This is a genomic window from Novosphingobium sp. FSW06-99 (assembly GCF_001519065.1).
Lineage (GTDB): Bacteria > Pseudomonadota > Alphaproteobacteria > Sphingomonadales > Sphingomonadaceae > Novosphingobium.
In genome coordinates this window covers 196,643-213,792 of the sequence record NZ_KQ954259.1, presented here as the reverse complement: position 1 = coordinate 213,792, position 17,150 = coordinate 196,643, and the positions used below count along the sequence as shown (strand labels likewise).

Sequence of the window (17,150 nt, the reverse complement as noted above, 5' to 3'; positions counted from 1 at the left end):
GCCTTTCCTGTTCAGGTCTGCGCCCACATCCGCAACAGGTTGTGATAACAGCCCACCAGCGCGGTGCGCGCGGCATCATCGCCCCCGGTCCGGCTCAGGCGCTGGATCGCGCTGTCCAGATCGAACGCCAGTTCGCGACGGGCATCATCGCGGATCATTGATTGCACCCAGAAAAACGACGCCAGGCGCACGCCGCGCGTGACCGGGGTAACCTGGTGCAGGCTGGTGGCGGGATAGAGCACCAGGTCGCCCGCCGCCAGTTTGACGCCGTGCGTGGCGAATGTGTCGATCACCTGCAATTCGCCGCCGTCATAGTCATCCGGATCGTTGAGGAACAGCGTGGCCGACACATCGGTGCGCATCTGCGCGCCGGTCTGCGGGTTGAGCCGGACTGCGCCATCGACATGGGCGCCAAAGGTTTGGCCGGCGCCATAGCGATTGAACATCGGCGGATAGACCGCATGGGGCAGCGCCGCGCTGATGAAGGTCGGGTTGGTTTCCAGCGCGGCCAGGATGATCCGTTGCGCTGCGCGGGCGGCGGGGGCCTGCTCGTCCATCTGGTGGTTGCGCTTGACCGGTGCGCCCTGCCATCCGGCGGTGGCCAGCCCGTCGACCCAGCCCTCTGCACTTTCGATCAGGCCGCGCACTTGTGCCACCTGGCCAGGTGACAGCACGGCGGGGATTTTCAGCATCATGGCGCAGGGGTCCCTTACATGTGCCAGGCGAACGTGAACAACGCGGTGCGGCCCGTACCGGGCACCGAGCGGCCACCGTCAGAGGCGATCAGTGCGTCATAATAGTGGGCATTGGTCAGATTGAACACGTTGACGCGCAAGTCATAGCGCGGCTGGCGCCAGGCGATCGTGGCATCGGCGCGGACATAGCTGCCCACTGCCACGGTGTCGGTGTTGTTGGCATAGCGTTTGCCCACATACGTCGCGCCGCCGCCGATCTGCCAGTGATGGTCGAGATCGAACGTGGACCAGACTGTGCCCGAATCGCGTGGGGTGTTGAGCGGGACCATGCCTTGTGTCCCCACTGCAATCGCCTGGATGATCCGGGCGTCGAGGTGGTTGTAGGCGGCATAGACCTGCCATCCGGTGGTGATCGCGCCATCCGCGCCCAGCCGCACCCCGCGCACGCGCACCGTGCCGTTGGCGGTGTAGGTGTTATCGGAATTCTGCGATCGGGAATTGTACTGGGTGATCTGGAAGGCCGCCGCGCTGGCATGCAGCCGCCCGTGGAGAAAATCCCATTTGCCGCCCGCTTCAAAGGCATGGTTGGTTTCCGGCGGCAGCGGCGCGGACAGTCCGGTGGTCGAAGTCAGTTGTTCCAGCGCCGGATCGAACGAGGTGCTGAAACTGGCATAATAGGATTGCGTCTTGGCGGGTTGCCAGATCGCGCCTGCGCGCACGCTGGTATAATGCACGGTCTGCCGGGCATAGGGCAGCGTGGTGTTGCCCTTGGTGTTGGCCAGATTGATCGAATTGGTGATGGTGGCGCTATAGCTGTCCCAGCGCAGCCCGCCGACCAGCTTGACCTGGCTGCCGATCGCCAGCGTGTCGTTGGCATAGAGGCCCAGCGTATCGGCGCGCCCCGTGGCATAGTTGCCCGGCAATTCGGGCACGGCCGCCGGGCTGTCGCCATAGCCGGGATCGAGCAGCGACACGCACCCGACATAGCCGGTGATCGCGCCGGTGGCATTGAGCGGCGTGCCGTTGCAGGTGCCGTTGCGGTAATAGGCCTGGTTACGATAGGTGTCGCGGCCCAGTTCGCTGCCGACCAGAATGGCATGGTGCAGCGCTCCGGCGGCGAAATCGGCCTTGAGCTCGGTCTGGTCGAACAGCGAGGTATCGTGGATCACCCGGTCGTGGCTTTGCAGCCGCACGCCGAGCGATGTCAGCGGCAGGCTGCTGGTGGCTGACGGGGTCAGCGCGGTAAAGCCATTGGCGCCGATCGTGCCGATGGTGTTGGCCGCCGTCTCGATCGCATCGGTGGTAACCGCATTGTACTGCACCTGGTTGCGCAGCGACAGGTGCGGCGAAAAGGTGTGGGCGATGGCCGCGCTGCCCGCCGTGACATCCTGGATCGTGCGATCGGTGTCATAGCCATAGACTGTGTTGCGCGGCACCGCCACCGGCGCGCCATTGAGCGGCGATACCCCGTAATCGGGGCGATCGCGGTTGTGCTGCACCAGCCCCGACAGTGTGACCACAGTTGGCGTGCCGATCCCCAGCTTCAGCGTGGGGGCAAAGCCATAATCGTGGTCGGTCATGTCCTTGCGCGTGGTGGGCGCGCCGTCCTGCCACATGGCGTCGATCCGCAGCGCGGCTGTCGATGACAGCGGTTCATCGATCCCGGCGGTCGCGCGCACCATGCCATTGGTGTTGACCGAAGTGCTGAGCTGCGCAGACGGCTTCAGCTTGGCCTGATGTGGCACCTGGTTGATCGCGCCGCCGGTCGATCCGCGCCCGAACAGCATCGAGGACGGGCCCATCAGCACCTCGACACTTTCCAGCGCGAACGTGTCGCGGTAATATTGCCCGCGATCGCGGAACCCGTCGAGAAAGATATCGGTGCGCGCGGTAAAGCCGTTGAGATTGATATTGTTGCCGATCTGTCCGCCCTCGGCGCCGCCCAGCGTGATGCCCGGCACGTTGCGCAGGGCATCGGCCAGCGAGGTTGCCCCTTGCGCGTCGAGCAGTTCCTTGTCGAGCACGGTGACCGACTGGGCGATGTCATGCTGGTCCCCGGCGATGCGTGGGGTGGCCACTTGCGTGCCGCCGGGTGTGGTCTGCGTGCCGTTGACGACGATGGTGGTGGCGTCGTCGGCGCTGGCATCCGGCGCGGCCTCGGCGGGTGCCGTGTTGAGGGCAAGCGCAGTGATGCCCGCAATGCAGGCGATTTTCCGATTGGACGACATGGGGGTCTTTCTTGTTGCAAATGACTCGCAAAAACGATGTATTGGTGTTGCGACAGGTTTGCAACAAGACTTTTGCGAACCATTTGCATTAATACGCAAATCATACGCGTGCAGGTCGCGCCGCGCCCGGTGGGCGCGCGTCGTCTCGTCAGTTCCGCAGAGAATTCAGCGCGTGATCAGGCGCGCGGCGCGCTCAAGATCGGCCGGATGATCGACATCGAGCGCGGCGTCGGCGGGCAGTGGCAGGGTCGGGGCGTCGCGCAACAACGCACCCGCGCCGCGATCGCCGGTCATCGCGCACAAGGCGTTGAAATGGCGTGCCCCGAACAGGGCTGGGGGCATTGTGCTGTGCGGGCCAACGCTGGCCAACCGATCGCCGTCGAACGCCGCCAGCAGAGCGTGGACATGCGCGAGGGGAACCATGGGCATGTCGGCCAATGCGACCATCACCGCCAGCGCGCCGCTGCTGCGGGCCGCCGCGACGCCCAGCGCCAGCGAACGCGATTGCGGCGCACCGGGAGGGTCGAGCAGCACCGTGGCATAGCCGGGCAAAGGCGGTGTGTCGGGGCCGATCACCGCAATGTGGTGGGCAAAGCCGATCGTGCGCAGGCTGTCGGCAGCGTGCCGCGCCAGCGGCTTTCCCGCCAGCGGCTGGGCCAGTTTGCCTCCGCCAAAGCGCTCGCCGCGTCCTGCCGCCAGCAGCACCAGCGCAATCGCGCCGGGTGTCACGCGCCCAGCACGCGCCCCGCGTGCCATACGGCCTGGCCCGCACAGGCTTCGTAATCCTGCACGAGCTCGGCCAGGATCGACAGCGCCAGCGTGGCCGGGTTGCGGGTGCCCGGGATCAGGCCGATCGACCCGCGCAAGGCTTCGATGCGGGCCTGGGGCACATCCATCGCCCGCAGCCGTTCCAACCGTGTAAAATGCGTCCGCCGGCTGCCGACGGCCCCGTGATAGAACGCCGGACGTTCCAGCGCCTGGGGCAGCAGGAATTCTTCCCAGTCGCGGTCATGGAATACGAACACGATCGCGGTCCATGCATCGCTGACAAAATCGGGCAGGCGCGACGGGGTCAGCAACGGGGCGACACCCTGATCGGGCGCGGCATCGGGCAGGGGAGCATACCCTGCCACATCCACGCCATAGGCGCGCGCCAGCCGCACCAGCGCCAGCAAGTCCTCGCCATGCCCCAGCGCGACCAGTCGCAGTGCGGGTGCATAACGTTGTTCATGCGTGCCCAGCGTCAGGCGCGCCGGCTCGCGCCGGTCGAGCCGGGCCAATGCCTCGGCCACCAGCCGCGCATCGGGCCGCGGGGTGAACAGGAGGTCTATGCCGCCCCCGCAGGGCAGGCGCACATCGATATAGGGCGATCCCACGCCATAACGCACCGTGCGCGGCCGTCCCTCTGCCAGCACTTCGGCGGCTTCGGCAACAATCGCGCGCTCGGCGCAGCCGCCCGAAAACGACCCGATCTGTCGGCCATCGGCAAGCACCGCCATCTGCGTGCCGATCGCGCGCGAAGATGTGCCCTCGATCGCCACCAGCGTGATCAGTACGCCGTCCACGCCTTCGCGCGCGCCTCGGTCAATCAGACGCAAGGCATCGACAGGGCGCGCGGCGATCACTGCTTTTCACCGGGATAGAGCTGGCGGATCGATTCGGGCGCGTGGCACTGGTGCACCAACTGGTTGGCCAGCCGCAGCCGTTCGGCGGTCAGGTTCATGTTGGTCAGCGCGTGGACCCGTTCGTGCGCGACTTCGTCGGCGGTGAACGGGCGCGTGCCGACCGGCGCGCTGCCTTCACCCAGCACGAACACGACATAGTTCATCATGTCGGCCAGTTCGGCATTGTCGGTGATCCGGCTATGCGCGACATTGGGCAGGCGGATCAGATAGGCGCGCGCTTCGGGCGTGCACATGAACCAGCCGACCCGGCCTTCCAATTCGGGCAGATGTGCCGGCACCGTATCGCCCCGGATGCCGTGGCACCCGCCGCAATGTTCGATATAGTCGCTGCGCGCCTGCGCCGGGTCGCTCATCACGCTGTGCGGATCGATTTGTGCGGGCGCGGCGTGGAGCGTCAGGCCGAATGCCAGCGCCCCCGCACCCAGCATCAACGCCGTGCAAATGGCGCCAAAATTGCGCATGATGATCAGGCCGCGCCCACCAGCACCGCGGTCGAACAATGGTATTCCTTGTTCTTGACGCCAAAGCACCAGATGATGTCGTTGTTGAGCTGCTGGGTATAGAGCTGCGTTTCGCGGTCGGACCCATCGCAATTGCACTTGTTGACGAACGCTTTGCCGCAACAGTCGCGATAGGCGATCAGATAGGCCTTGCCGTCGTCGGGATTGACACAAGTGCCCACCCACGACACCGGCGAAGGTTCGGCGCCCGGCGGGCACGAGTGAATCCCACCGCCCGAACACGTGCACAGCGAACCGTCGATCGCGCAATAGCGCCAGTAGTTGCACTTGGTGTCGTCGCTGGTCTGCGCGTTGCGCGCAAACACCGTCTTGGCCTCGGGCGAACGATCGGGCTTGGCTGCCTCTGCGCGGCTGACCGGCAGCACCGGGAACACTGGCGCAGCTACTAGCGCAGCGCCGATCCGCGCCAGCATGCCACGCCGCGATGTGCCGCCGGCAAAGCGGCGCAACATGGATTCGCCAAAGCTGTCAGCATTGAAAATGGTCATAGATCCCCCGTCATCCGGTCGGTGGGCACAGATCGCGCCAGTGCCTGTGGCAACGGGCTGACGCGGTTCATGCCGGGCATGGTGGTTCAAAAATCGTCATTTGTGAAGCTTGGCCTTTCAGGCAAGCTCCGTCTTCAATCCATCGATGTAATCCTGCACCGAATGCACCCCCATTTCGTGGGCGATGATCAGGCTTTCGAGATGCTCGCGGCTGTTGACCAGACCCTTGGACAGGATCACGCCATCGGCATCGAGCAACACCGCGAACGGCAGTTTGCCGACTTCGAACGCCTGTCCAACATCGGGACCGTTGATGAACTGGTATCCGCCCAGTCCATGGCGTTCGATCATGGCGTGTTGCGCGTCGGCGGTGTCGTCGCCGACAAAGATCAGTTGCACGCGTTCGTCACGCGCAAAGCTTTTGGCCATGGGAATCAGGTTCTTGCACAAAGGGCAGGTCGCCGACACGAACATCAGCAGCCGCAAAGCCGAACCGGGTGCCGCGCCGCCCACGCTGACGCTGGCGCCATCGAGCGTGATCGCCGTGATCGCAGGCGCCTTGTTGCCCACCGCAGGCCCGCCCGATGTGGTCAGCGCACCTGCCGGAGCCACCCGCATATGCAGCACGCCGACCTGCCGGGCCAGCGCCAGCAGCGCGATCACCAGCGCCAGGATAACCACCCAGCCAAAGATTGCGGAAATGACCAGAGCTGTCAGCATGGCAGGGTTTATCTCCGTCCGCCGAATTGTTTTGGAGCCGCCTGCACGGCCAGCGGCGAAGTCGCCAGCGCGGCCAGCGCGTTGAACAACAGCACCATCGCCCACAACACCGTTCCCGCCATTACCGCCAGCGCGACGTTGACAAACGGCGCGCGCGCATCGTCCAGCGCGGACAAGGCATGGACCGCGACCACCAGCGCCAGCGCGATATTGCGCGCGACCAGACCCCAGCGCAACGGCTGGCGCAGTTGCGATCGGCCGCACCCGCAATCAATCGCCCGACGCCCGCGCCGGATGTTGATCGCCATGGCTGCGGCAAATACCAGCAGCAGCGCAGCGGCCGGCAGCGCCAGCCATGCCAGGCTGCCCCCGGTCAGCACACTGGCCACCAGGCCCAGTCCCAGCCCGAGTTCGACCACCGGCAACGCCGCGGAAAACGGCGCCACCAGCGTTTCGGGCAGCAGGCGGTAATTGGCAACCACGCCGGGCAACAAGTCCCGGTGGCGCAGTTTGGCCAGCCCCGCCTCGATGAACACGATCCCGGCGCCAAAGGCGCCTGTCAGGCCGGTTTCAAGCAGGATGGGATTCATGGCCGTGTCGTTCTGCCGTGTGGGTTCAATGAAAGACCTGGATCAGGCCGGAGCCTGCGCCCTTGAACGTGTACTTCACTTCGCCCGTGGCGGGATCGAGCACTTCGGCATCGCCGGCCAGACCCGCGCCCGAACCGCCTTCGCCTTCGCCGACCACGATCAGCTTGGGCTTGGCCTCTTGGGTGATGTTGATCACGTTGGGCTCTCCCTCGACCGGCAGGCGCTTGACGACTTTGTGGCTGGCCAGATCGAGATCCCAGATCTCGCTCGCGCCCCGCTTGTGCGTCCAGTATTCGCCGGTGTGCATCAGCACGAACAAGTGCCCCGATGCGGTGTGCAGCGCGATCGGCTGGGCCCCGCCGGGATACCAGTTGACATCGTTGGGCTTGGTATCGCCCTTGCGCACGCCGGCCGCTTCCTGAATCGAAAAAGGTGTGCTGACGGTCGGCTTGGCCCCCAGCTTGGCGGTGTAGACCAGCCCGGTATAGCTGACCATCACCACTTCGTCCTTGGCCTGGTCGAATTCGACATTGTCGAAGATCGGGTCGCCGGTCGCGCTGAAGAACGGATCGGTGCGGGTGATGTCGGTCTTGCCGCCAGTCAGGTTGATCGAGGCCAGCGATCCATCCGAACACAGCGCGGCCAGGCCCACGCCGGGATTGGGGATCAGGTCTGCGCAGCCGGGCAATTCAACGTTGCGGACGAACTTGCGCTTGACCAGATCGACCACGTTGATCGACGAAATCGGGCTGAAATCATAGATATAGCCGGTCTTGCCATCATCGCTCAGGATGAAATTGTGTTCGCGGCTGCCGACCAGGATGCGGCCCGGAATATCGATGTCGCCTTCCAGCTTGAGCGTGGTGGCATCATAGACAGAGATGTAATCCTGGCGCGTGCCGTGCAGGCGCCGTGTCCATGCGGTTTCGGCGACATAGTAATACTTGCCGGCCGGGTCGATCGCCAGATCGCCCAGGATCGGGGTTTCGATCTGGGCAAGATATTTGCCATCGGCGGTGTCGTAGATTGCCGTGCCGGGCAGCACAAAGCCGCGCTGCAGGTACACCCAGTTCGGCTTTGGCGGAGCAAGGGTGGCAACCGAAGACTCTTCGGGCTCGACCGAGGCGGTTCCGGCCATCGCCGGCATCGCGGCCAGCGCCGTGGCGCCAAGCATGGTCGTGCAGGCAAGCCGGATGGCAGCGGGGAGCCTTGTTCCAAGGTTCCGGAAATGCACGGCGGACTTCATCGTTGCTGGCCCCCTTTGGACGCTATGCCGTGGGCGTCGCGGCGTGGCACCCGATACCGGGCTCGACCAATCCGCTCCGCAATCTGTGATCCAAGATTTGACGCCTGTCCTATTTTAGTCAAGCGCGATTCTGATATGACATACACCTTTATTGTGCCTCGGGGTCGAGTCCACGGGCTTCTTGGGGTGTGACGGTTCGCGCCAGCGTGATCAGGTGGTTGGCGGCGATCGTGACAATCGCGCCCATCCGACCCGCCCAGGGCTTTTGAAACCCGCTGAACGGGGTGGTGCCTTCCATCGCGGCGCTGATGAACAGGGCGACCGTCCGCACTTCGTCGGGGGCCAGCGCGGGATTGAGTTCGGCGACATATTCGCCGATGAAATCGTGCACTTTCTGATAGAACACGCGCACCCGGTCGGCGACGAAGGCATTGTGATTGGCCAGTGCCCACAATTCGGTAAACAGCCGCGTGGTGCGAATTCCGGAAATATCTTCAAGGCACAGCACGATCAGCAGGCGCAACCGCTGTTCGGCATTCAGTTCGGGCTGGCGCACCCGGCTTTCCAGCATTTTGTCATAGGATTCGAGCAGATCGTCGAGCAGGACCTGGATCAGCAATTCCTTGCGCGGGAAATGATAGCTGACATTGCCGACTTTCATCCCGCACTCTGCCGCGATCCGGCGAATCGTGAAGGCGCCCGCCCCTTCGTTGATCAGCACGCGCAACGCGGCCTTCAGGATCGCATCGACGGTTGCGGTGCCGCGCAGATAGGTTCCGGGGCGTCCCGACAGATTGGGCGCGATTTCATCGACAGGCACCGGATCGGCTGCCGGATCGGTCAATGGCGTGCGCGCCATTTCGGTGTCCCGTGCGGCCGCCCTGTCATCAAGCGTCTGCATGCCCAAATGCCGCAAATCCTGCTTTGTGGCGCCGTACCGGCACGGCGACACCCGATCTGCTGCAATGATCCAAGACGCCGGGTTTGGCCAGAGCAAACTTTCGCCCCGCCGGCTGCCGGCGATGGATCAATATTTATAGCCGATTTTCAGGCCGAAATACTGGGGCTTGACCGGATAGCTGCGCGCCGACTGGGCGCAGTACTGGATCTCGCAAAAGGCGTTTTTCGAAATGATCCCGCGCGAATCGAAGGCATTTTCGATGAACGCCTCCACACTGAACTTGCCGATCGACGCCCCGGACGAAAAGTTGAACGTGGTGAATCCCGCCGTATCGCCCAGCAATTGATCATATTCGACATTGAGGTTCGACGTGCTGCCCGACTGGTGGAAGATCTGCGCCTGGACAAAGCTTTTTGCGCTGCTGACATCGAATTCATAGCGCGCCGAGACATTGCCCTTGAATTTGGGCTGGCGCGGCAAGCGGGTGCCTGCCAGCGCCGCCGCATCGCCGCCGGATATTTCGGGCACGCCGCTGACCGAGGTATACGTGTTGAGCACCGAGCACGAGGCCAGCAGCGTGCGGTTGGGTGGCTGATTCAGATCGCAGAAATTGGTCACCAGCTTGGCGTTGTTGTACGATCCCGAGGCAGACAGGGTCAGCGCCTGGATCGGTTTGTATTCGAAATCGCTTTCGATACCCTTCACCCGGGCATTGCCGGCATTGACGGTGATATTGTTGCCCTGCACCCCGGCCGGGGTCAGGTTGTACTGAACCCCCTTCCACAGTTCGGTATAGATCGCGCCGTTCCAGCGGAAATTTCGTCCCCAGCGGGTTTTCCAGCCCACTTCAAGATTGACCAGGGTATCGGCCTTGTAGGGTTGTGCGCCGACGATCTGGTTGCCGCCGCCGGGGCGGAACCCGGTGGAATATGTGAAGTAGACCATCTTGGACTGGTCGAACTGGTATTGCGCGCCCAGTTTGTGGGTTTCGCCTTTCTGCTCATAATTTTCGTTGGTGTTGATGCAGCTCAGTCGCGAGGGGTGAATGAACAAGTTGTAGACCGCGTTGGGGTCGGTATTCCAGCAGCCGGCGGCGACCGCTGAGGTCCAGATCCCGTCAAAACCGGCGGTGTTGTTCTGCGACTGGTAATAGCGGATCCCGGCCAGCAGCTTGATCTTGTCGGTCAGATCGTAGTTGCCTTCGGCAAACAGCCCTTTGTCGACGGCATGATCCTCGAATTCGACCAGATAATAGGCGTCGGGTTGGAATTCTCCCGGTACGGCCAGCGATATGCCCAGGCTGGTGCTGGTCGCCTGGCTGACACCCGGGATGTAATAGCTGTCGTCGATGCTCCAGCGCTGGTACTGGAAAAACCCGCCGCCGGTCACATGCACCGGCCAGGATTTGGGCGTCGACAGGCGCAATTCCTGGGTCCATTTGCGTTCGGTCGTGCGGCCATAATATTGCTGCGTCGGATTGATATAATTGCCGTTCTTGTCCTTGAAGCTGTTGTAGGTGTTGGCATCCAGACCCGCCGCAACCAGCTTGTCATAGGTCACCGAATAATACGTATAGTCGTTGGCGTTGTAGAACGTGCGGTGGAAATAGCCCGATGCAGAGACGAGGTCGAAATCGCCGATCTTGCCTTCGATCGTCAGGGACGCCTGGTACCAGTGATCGATCAGGTAAGTCGGGCTGTAATCATGCACGTTGAGATCGCCGAAGCGCGGATCGAAATTGTACGACCCTTGTGAATTGATCCGCTGATAGGTGATCGACGGCGTGATCTTCCAGTCGGGCGAAGGTTCCCACAACAGCGTTGCGCGGCCGCCATATTCGTCGTCAGGATTGTAGTTTTTCTTGACCAGCGCCGCGTTGTCGATCGTAATCGGCAGCGATTGATAGGCATAAGTACCGTGGGTGTTGTTGATGTACCCGCCTTCGTGTTCGTCAAACGCCATCAGGCGGATGGCCAGATTGGACGTGATCGGCAGGTTGATGAACCCTTCGAACATATAGCCACCCGCGCCGGGGCCATATTTGTCGACCGTCACGTCCAGCCCGGCCTCGATCTTGTCGAGTTTTGGCTTGTTGGTGATCACGCGCAGCGTTCCGGCCAGCGAACTGGCCCCGAACAGCGTGCCTTGCGGGCCCGACAGCGCCTCGACGCGTTCCACGTCATAGATGTGCACTTCGGGTTCGGAATTGTACCCGCCGTTGGCCGAATCGGTGATCGGGATTTCGTCGAGATAGGACCCTACGGTCGAAAACTGCCCTCCGGCCACCGCGATGCCGCGAAAGAACGGCTGGCTGCGGCCGGGCCCGAGGCTTTCGAACGAGACCGACGGCAACATCTGCGCATAGTCGGCAAAGTTGGCGACGTGGTTTTCTTCCAGCTTGGTTGCGTCAAACGCCTGCAGGCTGATCGGCACCTTCTGGATGCTTTCCGATTTGTGCGTCGCGGTGACAACGATTTCGCCCAGCCCGGTGTTGGCCGTTGCCGGGGCGCTGGTGTCAGGGGGCGGGGCGGGCGGTTCCTGCGCGCGCGCCACGGTGGGCAGCATGGCCATGGCCAGTCCTGTCAGCATCGTCGAGGCAAGGCTGCGTTGGCGGCACTGGCGGCCTGGTCCCGTCTGCCCGGTGGTGATCGAAACCCGCGTTTCAGTCCTGATCATCGTACGCCCCCATTATCGTGCCAGTCCGGCAATGCTGCGCCACGTTTGTGGTCACCACGGGCATGCCCCCGCAGTTGCCGGCGTTGCCGCCTGCCCGCGAAGGGCAAGTGACACGTTCGTCGTGCGCAAGACCCATCGCGCGGCGGCGCGAACGCCGCCGTTCACCCCGCTGTGCGATGGGGTGTCAGCAATCTTGCGGTATCTTGCGGGACCGTATGCGATGCAATCTGGTCGCCCGTCCGGGATTGAATCTGCCATCACAGTGACCACTGTCAACGACCTTGCTCGCGGCCGCACAAAAAGGGTGGCGCGGGCCCGATGGCGGTGGCGCGAGGGGGGACTCGACAAGCCCGGGCATCTGTCGCAGGACTTGAACGATTGCGGCCGCGCAGCCAGGGTGTCAGGCCTATCAACCGCACAGCACAAGAGGCAAGGAGCATACCCGATGGCACGACCCGATGCGGCAGGCGACGCCACGGTTTCGCTTGATGCCGCGTTCGCCCATGCCTCGGCCATGCTGGCCCGCGACCCGCGCATGGCGCTGGCGCAGGCGCGCGAGATCCTGCGCGCGGTGCCTGGCCATCCCCAGGCTGTGCTGATCGAGGGGCAGGCCCTGCGCGCGCTGGGCGATCTGCCCGCCGCGCGCGCAGTGCTGGTCAAACTGGCGGCGGAACAGCCGCGTTCGGCGATGACCGCGTTCGAGGTTGCGCTGGTGCACGGCGGGCTGGGCGAAATCGGGCTGGCGGTGGCCGCGCTGCAGCGCGCGGTGGCGTTGAAACCCGATTTCCTGTTGGCGTGGCACGCGCTGTCGGGCGCCTTGCGCGAAGCCGGGCGCGAGGCCGAGGCACGCGTCGCCGATGTAAAGGGCGTGGAGGCATCGACCCGCGATCCCGTGCTGGTCAAGGCGGCGCTGGCCATGCACGACAGCGATTTTGCCGGGGCTGAGACGCTGCTCGATGCGCGCATCCGTACGCTGCCGCGCGATGCGGCGGCGCTGCGGCTGCGCGGCGAAGTGGCGTGGCGGCAGGGCAAGCTCGATGAAGCGATGGATTGGCTGAAGCGCACGCTGGCCATCGCGCCGGGCTTTGCCGCCGCGCGCGAGCTTTATGTACGGATCCTGCAAATGGGGCCCGACGTGGCCGAGGCGCTGGCCCATGCCGCCGTGCTGGTCGATGACGAGCCCCACAATATCGGCCATGCGCTGCTCAAGGCTTCGTTGCAGGTGCGGCTGGGCGAACAGGATCTGGCAGCCGGGATCTATCGCACGCTGGTCGAACGCGGGGTCGACAGCCCGCGCGTCTGGCTGAACCTGGGCCATGTCGAAAAGACGCTGGGCAACCAGACCGATGCGATCGGCGCCTATCGCCGCGCGCTGACCCGCGAACCGTCGCTGGGTGAGGCTTGGTGGAGCCTGGCCAATCTCAAGACCGTGCGGCTCGATGATGCAGACATTGCCGCGATGGAGGCATGCGAAGACGCCATCGAGGATGACGAACAGGCCAGCCAGCTCCAGTTCGCGCTGGGCAAGGCCTATGAAGATGCCGGCGATGCGGCGCGCAGTTTCGACCACTATGCCCGTGGCAATGCCTTGCGCCGCAAGGGTGTCGATTACGAGGAGCAGCGGATTCTGGGTGGCGCGCGCGAACATGCCGCGCTGTTCACCGCGGCGTTTCTGGCCAGCCGCGCCGGGCAGGGCTGCATGGCCAATGATCCGATCTTTATCGTCGGCCTGCCGCGCGCGGGATCGACGCTGGTCGAACAGATCCTGTCGAGCCATTCGCAGATCGAGGGCACGATGGAACTGCCCGATCTGATGATGATCGGCGACCGGCTGCATTCGCGCGTGGAAGAAGGTGAATTCGCCAGCTTTTCCGAGGTGGTCCGCTCGCTCGCCCCGGCCGATCTGGCGCGGTTGGGCGAAGAATACCTCGATCGCACGCGTGTTCACCGCAAGGAGGGCAAGCCGCGTTTCATCGACAAGATGCCCAACAACTGGATGTATACTGGTCTGATCCGGCTGATCCTGCCCAACGCCACGATCATCGATGCGCGGCGCCATCCGATGGGATGCTGCTTTTCGGGGTGGAAGCAGTTTTTTGCGCGCGGGCAGTTGTTTACGTATGATCTGGCGGAAATCGGCCGCTATTATCGCGCTTATGTCACGCAAATGGCGGCATTTGACCGCGCCGCGCCGGGCGCGGTGCATCGCGTGATCTATGAGGCGATGGTGGCCGATACCGAGGCGCAAGTGCGCCAGTTGCTCGACCATGTCGGCGTGCCGTTCGAGGACGACTGTCTGGCATTCTATCGCAACCGCCGGGCGGTGCGCACTGCCAGTTCCGAACAAGTGCGTCAGCCGATCTTTACCGACGGGGTCGATCACTGGCGCCGGTTCGAGGCCTGGCTCGGCCCCTTGCGCGATGCGCTGGGATCGGTTGAAACCGCGTATCCCGATGCGCCGTCGGACCTGACATAACACGCAAGGGAGCGGACAGTATGCCGTATTCACTGGATGGTCGCATTGCGCTGATCACGGGCGCAAGCTCGGGCATCGGCGCGCATCTGGCGCGGCTGTTTGCCGGGGCTGGGGCGAAAGTCGTGCTGGGCGCGCGGCGGGTCGACCGGATTGCCGCGCTGGCGGCCGAAATCGGCGCGGCGGCACTGCCGGTGGCGCTGGACGTGACCGACGAGGCATCGATCGCCGCGGCGTTCGATGCGGCAGAGGCGCATTTCGGCACGCCCGACACGGTGCTGGCCAATGCCGGGATTGCCGAGGCGGGACGCACGATCGATCTGTCGACAGAGCAGGTGCGGCGGGTGATCGACACCAATTTCACGGGCGTCTATCTGACCGCGCGCGAAGCGGCGCGGCGGATGATTGCCGCCGGATCAAAACAATCGGGACGCGGGCGGATCGTGCTGACCGGATCGATCACCGCCGAAATGACCGGGCAGGGCGACGCCGCCTATGCCGCCAGCAAGGCGGCGGTGGTCCATCTGGGCCGCCAGTTGGCGCGCGAATGGGCGCGGCTGGGGATCAACGTCAACACCGTGCAGCCGGGCTATATCCTGACCGAAATCGATGCCGCCTGGTTCGCGACCGAAGCCGGCAAGGCGCAGATCGGCACATGGCCGCGCCGCCGTCTGACCCCGATCGAGGCGCTGAACGATCCAATGCTGTTCTTTGCGTCAGACGCTTCGGCCTATGTGACCGGGGCGCATGTCACTGTGGATGACGGCCAGTCGTTGTAAGCGCGGTCAACGCCGAGGTGGTCAGCACCTGTGGCAGTTTCTGCGCGTCGCCATCTGCCGGATACCACAGATAGAGCGGCACCCCGGCGGCGCCGACACTGCCCAGAAAGCGGCTGATCGCCGGATCGCGCCGCGTCCAGTCGCCCACCAGCACCACCACGCCCGCCTTGCGGAATGCGTCGGCGGTGGCGGCGGTTTCGATCGCGACGTTTTCGTTGACTTTGCAGGTCAGGCACCAGTCGGCGGTGAAATAGGCGAACACCGGCCGGTGCGCGGCGCGCGCGGCGGCCAGCGCGCCCTCGCTGAACGGCGTTGCGCCGATCAGGCTGGCATCGTCGTGGCGTTCGGCGCGCGCCAGACGCGGCGCGCCGCCTGCGGCCAGCAGTACCAGCACGATCGAGGCCGGCACGGCCCAGGTGGCGGCACGGCGCCCCTTGGTCTGTGCCCCACCGATCAGCGCCAGCAGCATCAGCAGCGCGCCGGACAGCGCCAGCGCGGCAAAAGTATAGGCGCTGCCGCCCAGCCGCCAGGCCAGCCAGACCAGCGCCAGCACGGTCAGCGCCATCGGCACCGCCATCGCGCGGCGGAACCACACCATCCACGCACCGGGGCGCGGCAGCACGCGGCGCAGCGGCGGGATGAACCCGATCGCCAGGAACGGCAGCGCAAGGCCAAGCCCCAGCGCGCCGAACACCGCCAGCGCGGCCAGCGTCGGCAGGACCAGCGCGGCGCCCATCGCGGCGGCCATGAACGGCCCGGTGCACGGCGTGGCGACAAACGCCGCCAGCAGCCCGGTACCGAACGCGCCCCACAGCCCGCCCTTGCCCGGCGCGCCGCCCGACAGCGACAGCCCCGGCAATTCATAGAGACCGGCAAAATTGAGCGTGATCGCCACCGCCAGCAGCAGCAGCACGGCAACCACGCCGGGGTCCTGCAACTGGAACGCCCAGCCGACTTCGCCACCCGCCGCACGCAGCGCCAGCATCACCCCGCCCAGCGCCAGACAGGCCAGCATCACGCCTGCGGTATAGGCCAGCGCTTCAAGATGAGCGTGGTGGCTGTTGCCGCGCGCCAGCGCCAGCGCCTTGAGGCTGAGGATCGGAAACACGCAAGGCATGACATTGAGCACCAGTCCGCCTGCCAGTGCGCCGATCACCGCCCAGCCAAGCAGGGCCCATGAAAACGCAGGCACTTTCGTCGCGCCGCCGATCGGCGTGCCGGGGGCGGGCACTGCACCGGGCTGCGCGGCAAAGCTGATCCCGCCCAGATCGTGGCCTTTGGCATCGGTGCCCAGCGACAGCACGCCGGGCAAGCCATTGGGGTTCTGGCCCGAGGGCGTCTTGGCGCGCGCCAGATCGATCACCAGCGTGTCGCCGTTGCGGCTGAACGCCTGGGGCGCGGCATAATCGATCACGCCATCGGTGCCGAGGAACACATGCGGCGCGGTGATCGTGGCGCTCGCTGGAAACGGGATGGCCAGGCGATAGCCGGTGGCCGTGGCGGCAAAGTGCGCGGGCTGGTCGAGCGGCGCGGGCAGCGCAGCGCGCCAGTCGGCAAAGCGCGGATCGACCGGCGTTGCCACGCTGGGCGGGGCAACCGTGACGGTGGTGGACAAGACCGCGTCTTCGGGCACGCAGATTGTCGCGCTGCACGCCAGCCATTGCGCCTTTGCGCTGATCGGCAGGGTTGCGCCGGGCTGTGCATCGCGGGGCAGGGTGAACGGGATCAGGATCGCGAAATCATGCGCATAGACATGGTTCATCAGCCCCGCGATCAACAGTGTCTGCGGCACCGGAAACTGCATCGCCCCGGCGCTGGCGCCTTTTGGCAAAGTCCAGTCGAGTGTGGGGGGCAGCCCGGCATCGCCGGGGTTGGACCAATAGCCGTGCCAGTCCCTGGCGGGCTGCATCACCAGCGCCAGCGTGATCGTTTCGCCCGGATGGCCCGCGCGCTCTGCCGCCAGCGCCGCGCGGATATGCGTGGGGCCCGCCGGGGGCAGGCTGTCGGCATGCGCCGGGGTCAACCCCGCCAGCATCAGCAGCGCGGCAAACCAGGGCGCAAGACGGCGGATCAGCGGGAAAAGCTGGGGCATGGGGATCTCTCGCGGCGGTCCAATGGTGCACGCCCCCTTGCGCCGCGCGATGCCGG

14 protein-coding genes are annotated in these 17,150 nt (G+C 64.9%); 2 read left to right on the top strand and 12 right to left on the bottom strand.

Annotated elements, in window-relative coordinates; all coding sequences use genetic code 11:
* Positions 1–11: 11 nt before the first annotated feature.
* The 11 genes from AQZ49_RS15945 to AQZ49_RS15895 all read right to left on the bottom strand — a co-directional run bounded on the left by AQZ49_RS15945 (position 12) and on the right by AQZ49_RS15895 (position 11,750).
* Positions 12–695, bottom strand: a complete 684-nt coding sequence (locus AQZ49_RS15945; RefSeq protein WP_067617690.1) for a Fe2+-dependent dioxygenase — start codon at positions 693–695, stop codon at positions 12–14.
* 14 nt (positions 696–709) lie between these two features.
* On the bottom strand, positions 710–2,923 hold the full coding sequence (locus tag AQZ49_RS15940) for a TonB-dependent receptor (protein WP_067617688.1): 2,214 nt from the start codon (positions 2,921–2,923) through the stop codon (positions 710–712).
* Positions 2,924–3,088: 165 nt separating this feature from the next.
* Positions 3,089–3,679 carry a nucleotidyltransferase family protein gene (locus tag AQZ49_RS15935; RefSeq protein WP_067617686.1) on the bottom strand — a complete coding sequence of 197 codons (591 nt, stop codon included), beginning with the start codon at positions 3,677–3,679 and terminating at the stop codon, positions 3,089–3,091.
* Positions 3,649–4,548, bottom strand: coding sequence for an XdhC family protein (locus AQZ49_RS15930; protein WP_067617684.1), 900 nt, complete (start codon positions 4,546–4,548; stop codon positions 3,649–3,651). Before AQZ49_RS15930 ends, AQZ49_RS15935 begins: the two co-directional genes overlap by 31 nt.
* Positions 4,545–5,108, bottom strand: coding sequence for a cytochrome C (locus AQZ49_RS15925; protein ID WP_231739270.1), 564 nt, complete (start codon positions 5,106–5,108; stop codon positions 4,545–4,547). The genes AQZ49_RS15930 and AQZ49_RS15925 overlap by 4 nt, the downstream gene beginning before the upstream one ends.
* Positions 5,075–5,617: a methylamine dehydrogenase light chain gene (locus tag AQZ49_RS15920; RefSeq protein WP_067617681.1), complete on the bottom strand. Its 543-nt coding sequence runs from the start codon at positions 5,615–5,617 to the stop codon at positions 5,075–5,077. The genes AQZ49_RS15925 and AQZ49_RS15920 overlap by 34 nt, the downstream gene beginning before the upstream one ends.
* 117 nt (positions 5,618–5,734) lie before the next feature.
* Positions 5,735–6,337, bottom strand: a complete 603-nt coding sequence (locus AQZ49_RS15915; protein ID WP_067617678.1) for a redoxin family protein — start codon at positions 6,335–6,337, stop codon at positions 5,735–5,737.
* A gap of 8 nt (positions 6,338–6,345) precedes the next feature.
* Complete coding sequence (locus tag AQZ49_RS15910; RefSeq protein WP_067617676.1) at positions 6,346–6,927, bottom strand: MauE/DoxX family redox-associated membrane protein; 582 nt, start codon at positions 6,925–6,927, stop codon at positions 6,346–6,348.
* Between the two features lie 25 nt (positions 6,928–6,952).
* Positions 6,953–8,101, bottom strand: coding sequence for an amine dehydrogenase large subunit (locus tag AQZ49_RS15905; protein ID WP_231739269.1), 1,149 nt, complete (start codon positions 8,099–8,101; stop codon positions 6,953–6,955).
* A gap of 220 nt (positions 8,102–8,321) precedes the next feature.
* Entirely contained in the window at positions 8,322–9,032 is a 711-nt protein-coding gene (locus tag AQZ49_RS15900; RefSeq protein ID WP_067617803.1) for a TetR/AcrR family transcriptional regulator, read from the bottom strand.
* Between the two features lie 168 nt (positions 9,033–9,200).
* Positions 9,201–11,750: a TonB-dependent receptor gene (locus tag AQZ49_RS15895; protein ID WP_067617668.1), complete on the bottom strand. Its 2,550-nt coding sequence runs from the start codon at positions 11,748–11,750 to the stop codon at positions 9,201–9,203.
* A 445-nt stretch (positions 11,751–12,195) separates the two neighbouring features.
* Between AQZ49_RS15895 and AQZ49_RS15890 the strand changes: the two genes are divergently transcribed.
* Both AQZ49_RS15890 and AQZ49_RS15885 read left to right on the top strand, forming a co-directional pair.
* Entirely contained in the window at positions 12,196–14,226 is a 2,031-nt protein-coding gene (locus AQZ49_RS15890; RefSeq protein ID WP_067617665.1) for a tetratricopeptide repeat-containing sulfotransferase family protein, read from the top strand.
* A gap of 20 nt (positions 14,227–14,246) precedes the next feature.
* Positions 14,247–15,002 (top strand): SDR family NAD(P)-dependent oxidoreductase, encoded by a 756-nt coding sequence (locus AQZ49_RS15885; RefSeq protein ID WP_067617662.1) that lies wholly within the window; start codon positions 14,247–14,249, stop codon positions 15,000–15,002.
* Here the strand turns inward: AQZ49_RS15885 and AQZ49_RS15880 are convergent.
* Positions 14,974–17,094 carry a protein-disulfide reductase DsbD family protein gene (locus AQZ49_RS15880; protein WP_067617659.1) on the bottom strand — a complete coding sequence of 707 codons (2,121 nt, stop codon included), beginning with the start codon at positions 17,092–17,094 and terminating at the stop codon, positions 14,974–14,976. The genes AQZ49_RS15885 and AQZ49_RS15880 overlap by 29 nt on opposite strands.
* Positions 17,095–17,150 lie beyond the last annotated feature (56 nt).